We start from the raw sequence: 14,134 nt of genomic DNA, 5'->3' as shown, positions 1-14,134 counted from the left end.
CACTTGGCTTGACAATCCGTCATATATTAAAATACTTATAGAGGTGAGAAAAATGAATAAAAAAATCCTGATGCTGTTCATGGCCGTACTGTTGGCAGTATTTACAGCGGCATGCGGTTCCGGCTCCAATAGTGCAGCTCCTTCCCAAACTCCGGAAGCGTCCAACGGCGCTGCGAAGGAATCCGAAGAAATCACAATCAAACATAAATTGGGCGAGGCCAAACTGAAGAAAAACCCGCAAAACGTTGTCGTCTTTGACTATGGCGTGCTCGATTCCTTGGACAAACTGGGCATCGAAGTAAAAGGTGTGGCACAATCCAGCATTCCGCCTTATCTGGAGAAATTCAAAGACGCGAAATACACAAACATCGGCAGCCTGAAAGAGCCGGACTTTGAAAAGATCAACGCAATGAAGCCGGATGTCATCTTCATCTCCGGTCGTCAGCAAGACGCTTATGAAGAACTGAACAAAATTGCTCCAACGATCTTCCTCGGTGTAGACACTTCCAAGTACATGGACTCTTTCACAGAGAACATGAAAACGCTCGGAACCATTTTTGGCAAAGAAGCACAAGTAGATGAAGAACTGGCGAAAATCAACGAATCGATCAAGCAACTGAACGAAAAAGCAACAGCAAGCGGCAAAAACGCGCTGATCGTTCTCGTGAACGAAGGCAAGCTGAGCGCTTACGGTCCTGGCTCCCGCTTCGGTATTTTGCATGACGTGTTCGGGTTCGCTGCGGTAGACAAAAACATTGAAGTATCCACCCACGGACAAAGCGTATCCGCTGAGTACGTAGCAGAGAAAAACCCTGACTACCTGTTTGTTGTAGACCGCGGTGTGATTTCTGCGAATGAAGGTGTTTCCGCAGCTGCGAAAGAAGCGGTTGAAAACGACCTCACGAAAAACACCAAAGCATTCAAAAACGGCAACATCATTTACCTCGATGCGAACTACTGGTACTTGTCCGGTGGCGGATTGGTTTCGACTGCAAACATGGCAGACGAAATCTTGAAAGACATCAAGTGGTAACGAAAACAAGCTGATAACAGCAAAGGCAGCCTGGGGAGAAGATCCTTGGGCTGCCTTTTGCCTATATAAAAAAGCCATTCTCATTTACCGTCCATGAGAATGGCTTGATCGTTCGATGCAAGTGATGAGTTACTAGCGAGTGCCGACCAGCTTGCGTTCGTCTTCTTGCACAGCCTGTTGGCTGGATGCAGGCGCGGTACTGGAAGCGGCCTTGTTTTCTGCCGCGTGGCTCAGCTCGTAAGGGAGGCAGAGCGGCACTCCTGTGCGCGGGTCAGTCAAAATGTCAGCCTCGATGTTGAACACTTTGCGCAGCATGTCAGGTGTCATGACTTCGGCAGGAGAGCCCTCGGCGATGACCGTGCCGCGAGAGATGGCTACCATGTGCTGTGCGTAGCGAGTCGCATGGTTCAAATCGTGGACAACCATGACGATCGTACGTTTTTCTTCTTCGTTCAGCTTTTGCAGCAGCTTGAGAACTTCCAGCTGGTGCGCCATATCGAGGAAGGTTGTCGGCTCATCGAGGAACAGGATGTCGGTTCCTTGCGCCAGAGCCATGGCGATCCAGGCGCGTTGGCGTTGACCACCGGAGAGCTGGTCGACGGGACGGTCGTAAAAATCGATCATGCCCGTCATGGCAATCGCCCATTGCACGATTTCTTTGTCTTCCTTGGTCAGGGAGCCAAATCCTTTTTGATGAGGGAAGCGGCCATAGGTAACAAGCTCAGACACGGTCAGGCCATCGGGAGCGGTAGGGTTCTGCGGCAAAATTGCCAGCTGCTTGGCGACTTCCTTTGTTGACTGCTGATGAATAGACTTCCCATCGAGAAATACCTGTCCACCTGTCGGTTTCATAATTCGGGCCAACGTTTTGAGGATGGTCGATTTACCCGAACCGTTTGCGCCGACCAGTGCGGTAATTTTGCCAGAAGGGATGCTGATGTTCAGGTCTTTGACAATGGAAAGCTCGCCGTAACCGATGTCCAGTTTTTGCGTGTATAAGCGTTCCACAATGGGCCAACTCCTTTATAGAAAAGTATGTACATGTATAAGCAAAAAAAGAAAATGATAATCATTTTCATTAAAGTATATAACGTAACGAAGGCAATTTCAATACTTGATCAAGGGAAATGCACCCATGTAAAAAGCCAATCTGCCCACTGTGGTGAGCAAACTGGCTTGGGAAGTTCGAGCGGGTAAGGCAAGGGCGACTAGCTTTGGTACGTGACGTAGGCGATGATGCCTTCCTCGTCGTCCAATACCAGCTCAATGCCGGCGGAGTAAGGGTTGCGCTGCATTTGCGTTTCCAGGTAAAAGCGAATGGCTTCGATCAGGTTGATCTCGATGAACACTTGTTTGCGTTCGTTCGCGTATACTTCAGCGGAGAAGCCGTATTCTTCGTCCCACATCAGTTCGACTTCTACGTTTTGCGGCTGAATCTGTTTTTTGCTCGCCACATGCAGGCAGATGGCGTTAATCAATACTTGTTCGGACAGTGTTATCTTTTCCATGTGTTCAGTTCCTGTTTTTTCGCGCGTTGCGTTTTAAAGTAGACGAAGATTTTGCGAATCAATACGATCACAGCGACAATCGCCAGCATGTTGATCAAGAAGCCAAAGATCGCTCCCAGTGCCCCCATGTCGCCAAACATGCTGCCGAACAAAAGTCCAGCCAATCCCCCGACGAGAAGACCTTTCATGAATCCGCCGCTCTTGCTTGGAGCAGCAGTAGCTGGTGTATTGGTTGTCGTATTTTTATTGGTAGATGCATTTACATTGGAATCGGCTTTGTTTGGCGTCTGCGTGTTGGTTGGAGCCGTGTTGGAGTTGAACGATTTTTTGCCGGACTTATAACCTTTTGCGTCGGCATGATCTGTGAATCCTGCGGGAGCGAGTACGAGCATGACGGCGACTAGCATCATGATGAGTTTTTTCATGGTTATGGAGTAGCCCCTCTCTATTCGTGAAGTTACATATAAGTGTACATGAATATATGAGGCTTTTCCACCAAACATTCGGTGAACATTGCTGGATGGAAGAAGCTGTGAAGCGGCACGACAGCAGCAAAGACCGAACGAATATATGACTGAAAAATGTAAAAATGATCTAAATACGAATGTTAGCTTGCTCTAGCCTGAAATCATATGTATAATGGGAAACAACAAATCAGATAACAGCTCTCGCGGGTGATGTCATGAGTTTAGTAGACACGAATGAAACGAGAAAGCAGCTGTCTGCCATTTATAATGAGATAGCAAAAGAGTTGTTCGGATTTGGAACGACTTTGCTGAGAGTGACGATTGAGAATCAGTTGATTACTTTCCACGCCAAGCATCGCCGCTCTCCGCGCTCAGATGCGCTGGAAGGCGAAGCCCCGACTCTGAAGCTGGAAGTCGATTTTCGCATGTCTCTTCTTTATAAGAGGAAGCTGAGAGAACGGCTGGAGGAAGAGATGGGCCTGAAGCTGGAAGCTGTGCTTAGAGACTACGACGCGCCTACGCAGTGGGCGATCACGAATGTAATTGTAAGTGACTCGGAAAATTAAATACCTGAGCCATTCGTTCGGATTTTCTCTTTTGATCTATCTCAAGGGAAGACCGTGAAAATGGTGTGAAACGGGTGTCGCTTCTCTTTGTTTACGAAGAAAAGTGCTCTTGTTTAGAATGTATCGTTCTATTCAAGGGTGCTTTTCTTTTTGTTTTTTGCGCTTCTCATTCGCTTTTTAAGGATGTGGTTGATGAATAATATCGCTTGTTAACGCCTCATTCTATCTATGAACTGCAATGCAATCATTCATTATTTGCAAGTTACAAGCTGAACTGGAGGAATCATACAATGAAAAAAATGCTGACAGGAATCCTTTCTGCTTCCATGCTGTCTTTGGTACTCGCAGGCTGTGGCGCAAGCGACAAACCGCAGGAGGGAGCAGCTGGCGAAGCGCCAAAAGGCGAGCCGCAAAAACTGGTTATTTCCACGTGGGGTTTCTCGGAAGACTTTTTCCGCAAAGAAATTTACGAGCCGTTTGAAAAAGAGCACAACGTCAAAATCGTGCTGGAAATCGGCAACAACGCCGAGCGTCTGAACAAAGTGCGTCAAGGAAGCTCTGACGTAGATTTGATTTACTTGTCCGATTACTACGCGCAACAAGGGATCGACAGCGGCGCCTTCGAAAAAATCGATCGCAGCCGTATTCCGAACCTGAACGAGATTTACGATATCGCCAAAGCGCCGCTCGGCGAGGAGTATGGCCCGGCGTACACGATCGGACAATTCGGGATTGCTTACAATCCTAAGCTGGTCAAAACCGAGGTCAAGGACTGGAAAGACTTGTGGAATCCAGATTTGGCGGGCAAGCTGACGCTGCCAAACATCACATCGACGACAGGCCCGATGATCCTCGACAGTGCCTCTGTAGTCGCAGGCAGCAAGGAGTTCAACGAAGATCAGGCGTTTGCGAAAATGAAAGAAGCTAACAAAGGCGTTGTGAAGTATTACGACAAAACTTCCGAGTATGTGAACATGTTTAGCCAGGAAGAAATTGCAGTTGGGCCGATCATGGAAATGTACTTCAAGGATATCCAGGCAGCTGTGCCAGAAGCGGTATTCGTCGCTCCTGAAAGCGGAGGATACGCTGTCATGAACACCGTCAACATCGTAAAAGGCAGCAAAAACAAGCAGCTGGCAGAAGACTTCATCAACTACCAGTTGAGCAAAGAAGTGCAGGAAAAATCAGCGAAAGCAAAAGTGGATTCTCCTGTTAACACCTCCGTGAAGCTGACAGATGAGGAAGCAAAAGGCGTTACTTATGGGGAAGCAACCGTCAACAAACTGCGCAAGCTGGACATGAAATTCGTCAATGAGCATTCCAAAGTGTGGATCGATCGCTGGAATCGCGAAATTACACAATAACGAGCAACCAAACAGGACAAGGGTATAGACGTCGGCGCGGATATACCCTTGTTTTTTTCAAACAGAGGAGGACCACTCGTGGAGCAAAAAATCATTCTTGATGTCGATACCGGAATTGATGACGCGCTGGGAATTATTTTGGCTATCAAGAGCGGTCAATGTGAATTGATCGGCATTACTACCGTGAACGGCAATGTATCTCTTGGCAAGGCTACAGAAAATACATGCAAAATCCTCGATTTGCTGCAAGCAGGCGACAAAATCCCGGTCGTCCGCGGAGCTTCCCAGCCGCTATTGCGTCCGCAGTTTTTCGAGCATCGCATCCATGGCGAGGATGGACTTGGCGGAGCGTTGCGGGATGTACAGGTGCATACGCAGCCAGCAGTTGGCTTTGCACCCGACTTCATTTGCGAGCAGGTGCTGGCTCAGTCCGGCCAGGTGACTCTCGTGATGACCGGGCCGCTGACCAATCTGGCTCTCGCTGTGAAAAAGTGCCCTGAGCTTGTGCAGCACGTCAAGGAAGTCATTTTCATGGGCGGAGTGGTGACTGAATACGGAAATGTGACCCCGGTGGCGGAGTACAACATGTACGTCGATCCGGAAGCAGCGAAAGTCGTCTTTCATGCCGGGTTTCCGCAATTGACATTGGTTGGGCTGGATGTAACACGCAGAGTCCTGCTGAACGAAGAGCATATCGCAGCGTTGGGAGATACGCCCATCGGCCGATATGTGAAGCAAAGCACGTCCGATTATTTGGATCGCTACTTTGAACGAAACGGCATTCGCGCATGCGCCATGCATGATCCGTTGGCGGTCGCGGTCGCGCTCGACCGTTCGCTGGTGCAGACGAAAAAGCTGTACGTCGACATCGAAACGAAAAGCGAGCTTTGCGACGGGCAGACGGTTTGCGACTTTCAAAACCGCCTGAAAAAAGAACCCAACATGAACGTCTGTCTGGACGTAGATGCAGATGCGTTCTTTGCGCGTTTTATCGGCGCATTGAAAGCCTGACGATACCGTGAACAGGAGTTAATTTGATGAGAAAAAAGGGTCTTTATTTATTGCTACTGCCTGGTGTGCTGTTTTTGACGCTGTTCATGGTCATTCCGATTGCAATGACGATTGCGTCGACGTTTTTCCATGAAGGAAGCTTTACGCTGCAAGGCTACATGCAGTTTTTGACGGACAAGTATTTCGTGAAAATTTTGCTGACCACGCTGCAAGTCAGTCTGGTGACGACGATTGCCTGCATTGTGCTCGGATTCCCTGCCGCGTACTACATTTCCAAGCTGGGACCGCGCAAAAAAGGGATTTTGCTGGCGCTGGCCATCTTCCCGCTGCTGACCAGCTCGGTTGTACGCTCGTTCTCCTGGATGATCATTCTCGGCAAAAAAGGCTTGCTGAACAGCTCGCTTCTGTCGATCGGGCTGATCGATAAGCCGCTGGAAATCTTGTATACCCCGACCGCCATGATGATTGGTCTGATTCATTTGTTCTTGCCGCTGATCATCATTACGCTTGTCGGCGTGATGGAAAACATCGATCCCGATTTGATCAAAGCGGCTGAAAGCCTGGGTGCTTCCAAATTTACGGCATTCCGTCAAGTAATTGTGCCGCTCAGTGTGCCGGGTCTGATTATCGGAAGCATTCTCGTATTTGTCGGCAGCTTGACTGCTTACACGACTCCTGCGCTGCTCGGCGGGAAGCAACGCGTCATCTCGACGTTCCTTTACCAGAACGCGATTACTTTGAACGACTGGTACATGGCTTCGGTCATTGCCACGATCATGATCGTCATCACGTTTGTCGTCATTTTCTTCATGAACAAGCTGGCGACGAAACTAAATCCTAAGGGGTAGAAGCTATGCAGGAGAAAAATCGCGGGTTGGCCCTGTTTACCCTTCTTGTGTTTTTGTTTTTGCTGGGGCCGCTCATCATCATATCCTTTACATCGTTTGAACCGGGAAGCGTCCTGAAATTTCCGCCGGAAGGCTTCTCCCTTCGCTGGTATGACAACATCTTCAACGTAGAGATGTTCATGACGACGTTCCAGACGTCGATGATCGTGTCCTTGCTGGGCAATCTGCTGGCGCTTTTGCTGGGGATTCCGGCGGCCTATGCGCTGAGCCGCTTCCAGTTTCGCGGCAAAGGGCTGTTGAACGGCATCTTCATCTCGCCTGTGTTGATTCCGGGCATTGTCATGGGCTTTGCCATGCTGAAGTACGTCATCGTCGTCTACCATCTGCCGATTTACGCCGGACTCCTTGTCGGCCATACGGTGCTGATGCTTCCTTTCATTATTCGCGTCATCGCGTCCAGCCTGTCCAATTTCGATTTTGCCATTGAAGAAGCGGCGCTCAGTCTTGGCGCGGGGCGGCTGGAGACATTTTTCAAAGTCGTTTTGCCTAACATTCGCTCCGGGATTATTGCGGCGATTTTGATTGCTTTTCTGGAGTCGTTCAACAACGTGGACATTTCCGTGTTCATGACCGGGCCGGGAGTAAGCACTTTGCCGATCCAGATGCTGACTTACGTCGAGAACAACTTCGACCCGACGATCGCGGCGATCTCGGTTGTGCTCATGATGATTACGGCTATTCTCATGTTCGTCATTGAACGATTGATGGGGCTTTCCTACTTTACAAAACGATAACGGAGGCATCAAACATATGGCATTGCTCGCATTGGAAAACGTATCGGTTGCCTATGACAATCAGTACATTTTGCAAAACTTCAACCTGAACATCGAAAAGGGGCAGCTTATCTCCCTGCTGGGGCCGAGCGGCTGCGGGAAAACAACGACGCTTCGCCTGATCGCGGGCTTTCTCGAAGCGAAGGACGGCCGCTTCTTGTTCGATGGCAAAGATTACACGCGCGTGCCGGTCAACAAGCGCAACTTCGGCTTTGTGTTCCAAAGCTACGCGTTGTTTCCGCACTTGTCTGTGTTCGATAACGTGGCGTTTGGACTCAGGCTGCGCAAGGTGAATGAAGCCGAGGTCAAGCAGCGCGTCTTGCGGATTTTGGAGGTAGTCAGCCTTGGCGGCTTTGAAAAGCGTTTCCCCAAGGAGCTGTCCGGCGGGCAAAGACAGCGTGTGGCGATTGCCCGTGCGCTGGTCATTTCGCCTGACCTGCTTTTGTTCGACGAACCGCTTAGCAACCTCGATGCGAATTTGCGGATCAACATGCGGGTAGAAATCCGCCGCATTCAACAAGAACTGGGCATCACGACGGTATACGTCTCGCATGACCAGGAAGAATGCTTTTCCATCTCGGATCAGGTAGCGATCATGAACAAAGGCATTATCGAGCAACTGGACGATCCGGCTACGATTTTCAAATATCCAAAAACCGAGTTTATTGCTCGCTTCATCGGCTTTACCAACTTTATCGACTTCGCCGAGCGCTCCGAAACAAACGGAGAGATCGGACTGCGTGTGGGCGGACACGAGTTTGTTGCGGCCAAAAACCCAGGAACAGCCAGCCCAATGAGCAAAAAATGCGCCATGCGTCCGGACGATCTGCTGGTGACAACCGAAGAGGCTGATCAGGCGGGGATGAATCGTCTGCATGGCAGTGTCAAAGTCAGCACGTTTTTGGGGCGCAGTTATCAGTATGTCGTGGAAACAGAGCTGGGCGATTTTACCGTCAACCAGGAGATGGAGACCCCTTATCGGAGCGGCCAAAAGGTCAATCTGCTGTTCCCGAAAGACAAAATGGTGCTCGTGGACTAAAGACAGGAGGGCTTTTCGTGAAGGTTGATTTATTGATCCAAAATGTTCAAGTGTTTAACAGCTACTTCAAAATGTTTCGCAAAGGCAATGTCGCTGTGTTGGACGGGCGTTTTCTCTACGTGGGCGAGCGCAACAGCGAAACGTTTGAAGCGGGCGAGACGATAGATGGTCAAGGCCGCTACATGATCCCCGGCCTGATTGACATTCATTTGCACATCGAGAGCACAATGGTGACGCCCGAGACATTTTCCTACGGCTTGATCCAAAACGGCGTGACGACGATTGTGCCGGAGCCGCACGAGATGGCGAATGTGTTCGGGATCGAAGGAATCAAAGAGATGATTCGCGTAAGCAAAGATTGCGTAGTCGACATGAAATACGCGATCCCCAGCTCCGTGCCGGCAACTTCGATGGAAACAACGGGAGGTTCCGTGGAAATTGCCGATATGGATGAGCTGCTTGCTTCCTGCGAGATCATTTGCATGGGCGAGATCATGAACTATGTCGATATCATCCGCGATGAGAACTGCAAGACCAACCAAATTTTGCAGCACATTCGCAAAATGTACCCGACTCTGGTGATTGAGGGACATGTGCCCAAGCTGCTCGATCTGGACCTGCATCGCGTCATTTACGCAGGGGTGGACTCCGACCATACGCATCAGACGCCGGAAGGCATGGAAGCGCGCATAGCAGCGGGCATGTTTTTGGAGATCCAGGAAAAATCGATGACAGAAGAAGTCATGGACTATTTGATCAAGGAAGATGTTTCCGAGCATTTTTGTTTTGTGACGGACGACGTCATGACCGACTCGTTGTTCAAGCGCGGCCACCTGAACCATCTTGTGAAAAAGGCGATCAGCATGGGGATGCAGCCTGAGCGAGCTATCTACGCCAGCACGTTCACCCCGGCAAGACGCATGAATATGACGGATCGCGGAGCCATTGCTCCGGGCAAGATCGCCGATTTTGTGCTCGTATCCGATTTGCGCGAACTGAACATCGAGCAGGTCTACAAAAACGGCAAGAAAGCGTACGACGTTCGCGAAGAGTACCGCCAGGTCGTGCATACGAAGCAGTTCCCAGCGCATTTTTACGAAAGCATCAAGCTTGCCCCGCTTTCGGAAAGCGACTTCCAGGTAGCTTCTACTGCACCAGACAATCGCTATCCGTGCCGGGTGATGCTCGTACAAAACGGCTCCACTTTTACAGAGGATCATCGCGGGATCGTCGAGGTGCGGGCAGGGCAAGTATGCTGGGAGGAAAGCCCGTACGGACTGATTGCGGTGTTTGAACGCTACGGCAAAAACGGCAACCGCGGCTACGGATTGATCAGCGGCGACACGATCAAGCGCGGGGCGATCGCAACCAGCTACTCGCACGATAACCACAATTTGCTCGTCGTTGGTCACAATCCGCACGACATGATGGTGGCTGCGAATGAAGTCATCCGTAATCAGGGCGGCTTCTGTGTGGTGGAGGACGGCAAGGTGCTGGCGAACCTGCACTTGCCGGTCGGCGGCATTTTGACCGAGGAACCGCTGGAAAAGACAGCAAAAGAAGTCGAGCAGCTTCGCCGCGCGATGGAATCGCTTGGCTACGACCATTACAACCCGATCATGTCGATCAGCACACATTCGTTGCCAGTGAGTCCGGCTTTGAAGCTGACCGATCTGGGGTTGATTGATGTAAACGCCGGGAAGGTAGTGCCGTTGCTGTTGATGTAAAAGTAAATAACACTGCTCAAGTGCCGAACAAGCTACTTGCTGAGGAGATTAAACTTCAGCGAGTAGCTTGTTTTTAATAGCAATTAGCACGCTCAGTCTCCATCACCACCAGGAGTTCCGACATACACCGGAGAAGCCAACGAACTTGCCAATAACAAAGAGATAACGCGCTAGGTAGTAATGTTTTTCGGAAAATTCCTCCTGCTTTCGATTCCTTTTGTAAATTAATGTATACTATTGAAAAAATGGTTAATTGGGAGGGGGCTCGAAATGGAGGTCTTATTATTAACAGGAATCATGATAATTGGACTTGTTTTGGTATTTGCAAGTTTTTTCACAAAGGTTTTTAACAAAAACAACAATTCTAGTAATGATTTGCAGTCACAAATCAATCAACTAAAAAAGGAAATAGCCTATTTGAAGAAAGAAGAGAAATAATTTTTAAGAATCATCAACAAAGTATCCCCTAACGTTTTCCTTGAGAATGATCAAATATTCCTAACATGTAGATAAACAAAAGGAAGTACATAGGAACACACTCCTGAATCATCTCCATATTTTCTTGCTGGAATTAGTTTGGATTGGGTATTCAGAACCTGTGTTACTGGAAAAATTTTCTGTAACATGGTATTCGATCCTAATCCAGAAAAGAGGAGATAATACATGGATAACGTAGGGTTGAGAAACAATCTGTGCAGGAAAGGGCTGGCGCTTCTGTTCATGCTGGCAATGATGCTGGTGGCGGGCGCAGCTACTCTCGTGTTTGCTGAAAAAGCTTCGGCTCACGGGTACATCGAATCGCCAGCGAGTCGCTCTTACTTGTGCAAGACAGGGCAAAACAAAGGCTGCGGTCAAATCCAGTACGAACCGCAAAGCGTGGAGGGCATCGGCTCGTTCCCGCAATCCGGTCCTGCCGATGGTGAATTTACTGGTGCAGGCCGCTATCCTGAGCTTTACGCACAAACAGCAGATCGTTGGAGCAAGGTTACCTTGCAGGGTGGACAAAATACATTTACTTGGAAGCTGACAGCCCCGCATAGCACGGCGGAGTGGAAATATTACATCACGAAAAAAGACTGGAATCCTGACAAGCCGCTTGCCAGAGCGGATCTGGAGCTGTTCTGCTCGTTCCAGGACGGAGGGAAAAGGCCGCCATTCACGGTAACGCATTCGTGCAATGTACCGACAGATCGCAGCGGCTACCACATTATTTTGGGTGTTTGGGAGATTGCCGATACGGGCATGGCGTTTTATCAGGCGATTGACGTGAATCTGATTAACGATGGAACGGGTGGCGAGCAGCTGCCAACTGTTCCGGGCAATGTGACTTCCGCATCGCAGACAGCTACAAGCATTGAGCTTAGCTGGAGCAATTCTGTAGCCTCTAATGGAATCAAGCAGTACGATGTGTATCGCGATGGACAAAAAATCGCATCCACCAAGGAAACGGCATATACGGACAAAGGCTTGACGCCTGCTACCGCTTACACCTACACCGTCGTGGCAGTGGATACCAGAGGAAAAGAGTCCAAGCCAAGCAAGGCACTGACTGTTCGCACAAAAGCGGAAGATATCGTGGATAAGGAAGCACCGACCGCACCAACAGGTATCATGTCTCATCACCAGACAGAGACGGTGATTGATCTGATGTGGAGCCCTTCCCGAGACAATGTTGGAGTCGTGAAATATAAGGTTTACCGTGATGGCACACAAGTAGGGACAGTTGACCAGCCCTCCTTTGTCGATAAACAATTAACCCCGGGAACGTCGTATACGTATACGATCAAAGCCGTGGACGCGGCAGGAAATGTTTCCGAAGCGAGCGCACCATTTGCCGTCAGTACGAAGAAGAAGAGTCCGGAAGTACCGGGTGAAATTCCTGCGTGGGATTCCTCTGCTGTCTATGTACAGGGTGATCGTGTCATCTACAACGGATTGGAATACGTAGCGAAATGGTGGGTAACAGGCGAGCGGCCGGATCGTTCCGATGCATGGAAGCTGGTAAGCGATGCCGTACTGTCATGGGATGCAGGCAAAGCCTATGAGGGCGGGACAAAAGTGAGCTACGAAGACCAGGTTTACAAGGCAAAATGGTGGACAAAAGGCGAAGAGCCAGGAAAATCCGCTGTATGGGATCTCGCTGAATAATGTTGCAAAGCCCGGGTGAACAGCCTGGGCTTTGTTTTTTATGTACTGCCATTATTTTGCCGATTCCTGCTTGTTTTGTTATACTTATAATTTAAGAGATAAACAGTTCTCTGTTACATCGGTGCATGATTGTTTTCCCATCTTATAAGGTTAGAAGGAAACGAAAAAATGAATGAAACCTATTCGCTAAAAGAAAAATGGCGACAGTTTTTGACTGTATTGCTTCCTATCTTGATATCGCAACTGGCGCTGTTTTCCATGACGTTCGCCGATACGATTATGTCAGGGCATGCGAGTCCGACAGATTTGGCGGGTGTAGCGATTGGGGCGAGTCTGTGGACACCTGTTCAAGCAGGCTTGACCGGGATTTTGATGGCAGTCATGCCAATGGTTGCACAGATGGTTGGGGCAGGGAAACGAGATCAGGTGCCTTATACCGTGATGCAAGCCTTGTATTTGAGTGTGGCGATTGCTATTGGCGTCATGATCGTCGGCGGTTTGCTGCTTGATCCGATCCTGAACTGGATGCAACTGGAGCCGGAGGTAAGCACGATTGCGCGTGGCTTCCTGCATGCAATTGGCCTCGGAATTATTCCGATGTTCCTCTATACTGTACTCCGTTGCTTTATCGACGCATTGGGACAGACACGGGTAACGATGTTCATTACCTTGCTATCTTTACCCATTAACGTGTTATTGAACTACGCATTTATTTTTGGTCATTTTGGCTTGCCTCGACTGGGGGGAATCGGTGCCGGGTACGCTTCTGCCATTACGTATTGGTGTATCCTGCTCATTAGTCTGGTCGTCGTGAATCGCGTCCACCCTTTTGTCGAATTTGGCATGTTCTCTACATTTTATCGCATCTCCATGAAGGCATGGAAAGAGCTGCTGAAGCTCGGGCTGCCCATCGGATTTTCCATCTTCTGCGAGGTCAGCATTTTTGCTGCCGTCACGTTGTTCATGAGTGAATACAGCACGATTACGATTGCGGCGCATCAGGCAGCGATGAACTTCGCGTCATTCCTGTACATGGTGCCACTGAGCATATCCATGGCGTTGACGATCGTCGTCGGCTTTGAGGTCGGAGCCAAAAGGTTTCAGGACGCGAAGCAGTACAGTTATTTGGGCATAGGGATTGCGCTTGGCATCGCCCTGATGTTTGGGGTCAGCTTGCTGATGTTTAGCAAGCAAGTAGCCGGTTTCTACACGACGGACATAGAGGTGTTGGAGCTTGCCCAGCATTTCTTGATGTACTCGATCCTTTTCCTGATCTCTGATGCTGTCGCTGCCCCGATCCAAGGGGTACTGCGCGGGTACAAGGATGTGACCGTTCCCTTTATCGTAGCGCTGGTATCCTACTGGGTGATTGGCTTGCCTTTGGGATATATCCTGGCGAAGTTCACTTCGCTCGCCGCATTTGGCTACTGGATTGGTCTGATCACGGGATTGGCTGCCGGAGCCATCTTCCTTTTTGGACGTCTGCTGTCGTTACAAAAACGCATGATTCGCAGTCATTCATAAAGCAAAAGCGAAGCGGAAAATCCCTGGCGAGGGGGTTTTCCGCTTTTTGGTGCGCCACGCATGGCG

At 49.6% G+C, this 14,134-nt stretch carries 14 protein-coding genes; 11 read left to right on the top strand and 3 right to left on the bottom strand.

Annotated elements, in window-relative coordinates:
* Positions 1–52: 52 nt before the first annotated feature.
* Positions 53–1,033: a siderophore ABC transporter substrate-binding protein gene (locus DEP07_RS05160; protein WP_122962426.1), complete on the top strand. Its 981-nt coding sequence runs from the start codon at positions 53–55 to the stop codon at positions 1,031–1,033.
* A 132-nt stretch (positions 1,034–1,165) separates the two neighbouring features.
* Here DEP07_RS05160 and DEP07_RS05155 read toward each other — a convergent pair whose 3' ends face one another.
* The 3 genes from DEP07_RS05155 to DEP07_RS05145 form a co-directional block, all read right to left on the bottom strand.
* Positions 1,166–2,041: an ABC transporter ATP-binding protein gene (locus tag DEP07_RS05155; protein WP_122962427.1), complete on the bottom strand. Its 876-nt coding sequence runs from the start codon at positions 2,039–2,041 to the stop codon at positions 1,166–1,168.
* 200 nt (positions 2,042–2,241) lie between these two features.
* Positions 2,242–2,541, bottom strand: coding sequence for a YxcD family protein (locus tag DEP07_RS05150; RefSeq protein WP_063228795.1), 300 nt, complete (start codon positions 2,539–2,541; stop codon positions 2,242–2,244).
* On the bottom strand, positions 2,529–2,966 hold the full coding sequence (locus DEP07_RS05145; RefSeq protein WP_217022059.1) for a hypothetical protein: 438 nt from the start codon (positions 2,964–2,966) through the stop codon (positions 2,529–2,531). The genes DEP07_RS05150 and DEP07_RS05145 overlap by 13 nt, the downstream gene beginning before the upstream one ends.
* A 257-nt stretch (positions 2,967–3,223) precedes the next feature.
* Here DEP07_RS05145 and DEP07_RS05140 point away from each other — a divergent pair, with 257 nt between their 5' ends.
* The 10 genes from DEP07_RS05140 (at position 3,224) to DEP07_RS05095 (ending at position 14,068) form a co-directional block, all read left to right on the top strand.
* A complete protein-coding gene (locus DEP07_RS05140) occupies positions 3,224–3,574 on the top strand; it encodes a hypothetical protein (RefSeq protein ID WP_063228797.1) in 351 nt (116 codons plus the stop codon).
* Positions 3,575–3,864: 290 nt separating this feature from the next.
* Positions 3,865–4,938, top strand: a complete 1,074-nt coding sequence (locus tag DEP07_RS05135; RefSeq protein ID WP_287102214.1) for an ABC transporter substrate-binding protein — start codon at positions 3,865–3,867, stop codon at positions 4,936–4,938.
* Positions 4,939–5,016: 78 nt separating this feature from the next.
* Positions 5,017–5,949, top strand: coding sequence for a nucleoside hydrolase (locus DEP07_RS05130; RefSeq protein WP_122962431.1), 933 nt, complete (start codon positions 5,017–5,019; stop codon positions 5,947–5,949).
* Positions 5,950–5,975: 26 nt separating this feature from the next.
* Positions 5,976–6,797 (top strand): ABC transporter permease, encoded by an 822-nt coding sequence (locus DEP07_RS05125; protein WP_122962432.1) that lies wholly within the window; start codon positions 5,976–5,978, stop codon positions 6,795–6,797.
* Positions 6,798–6,802: 5 nt separating this feature from the next.
* Positions 6,803–7,591, top strand: coding sequence for an ABC transporter permease (locus tag DEP07_RS05120; protein ID WP_287102212.1), 789 nt, complete (start codon positions 6,803–6,805; stop codon positions 7,589–7,591).
* 16 nt (positions 7,592–7,607) lie between these two features.
* The gene (locus DEP07_RS05115; protein WP_122962433.1) at positions 7,608–8,669 is read left to right on the top strand and encodes an ABC transporter ATP-binding protein; all 1,062 of its coding nucleotides are present in this window, start codon (positions 7,608–7,610) and stop codon (positions 8,667–8,669) included.
* Between the two features lie 17 nt (positions 8,670–8,686).
* On the top strand, positions 8,687–10,396 hold the full coding sequence (locus tag DEP07_RS05110; protein ID WP_287102211.1) for an adenine deaminase: 1,710 nt from the start codon (positions 8,687–8,689) through the stop codon (positions 10,394–10,396).
* Positions 10,397–10,666: 270 nt separating this feature from the next.
* A complete protein-coding gene (locus DEP07_RS05105) occupies positions 10,667–10,834 on the top strand; it encodes a DUF1049 domain-containing protein (RefSeq protein WP_122962435.1) in 168 nt (55 codons plus the stop codon).
* 225 nt (positions 10,835–11,059) lie between these two features.
* Positions 11,060–12,544 carry a lytic polysaccharide monooxygenase gene (locus tag DEP07_RS05100; protein WP_287102210.1) on the top strand — a complete coding sequence of 495 codons (1,485 nt, stop codon included), beginning with the start codon at positions 11,060–11,062 and terminating at the stop codon, positions 12,542–12,544.
* A gap of 168 nt (positions 12,545–12,712) precedes the next feature.
* The gene (locus tag DEP07_RS05095) at positions 12,713–14,068 is read left to right on the top strand and encodes an MATE family efflux transporter (protein WP_173599557.1); all 1,356 of its coding nucleotides are present in this window, start codon (positions 12,713–12,715) and stop codon (positions 14,066–14,068) included.
* The last annotated feature ends 66 nt before the right edge of the window (positions 14,069–14,134 follow it).

The sequence above is a fragment of the Brevibacillus sp. genome, assembly GCF_003521185.1.
Taxonomy (GTDB): domain Bacteria; phylum Bacillota; class Bacilli; order Brevibacillales; family Brevibacillaceae; genus Brevibacillus; species Brevibacillus parabrevis.
This window is presented reverse-complemented; position numbering and strand designations above follow the sequence as displayed.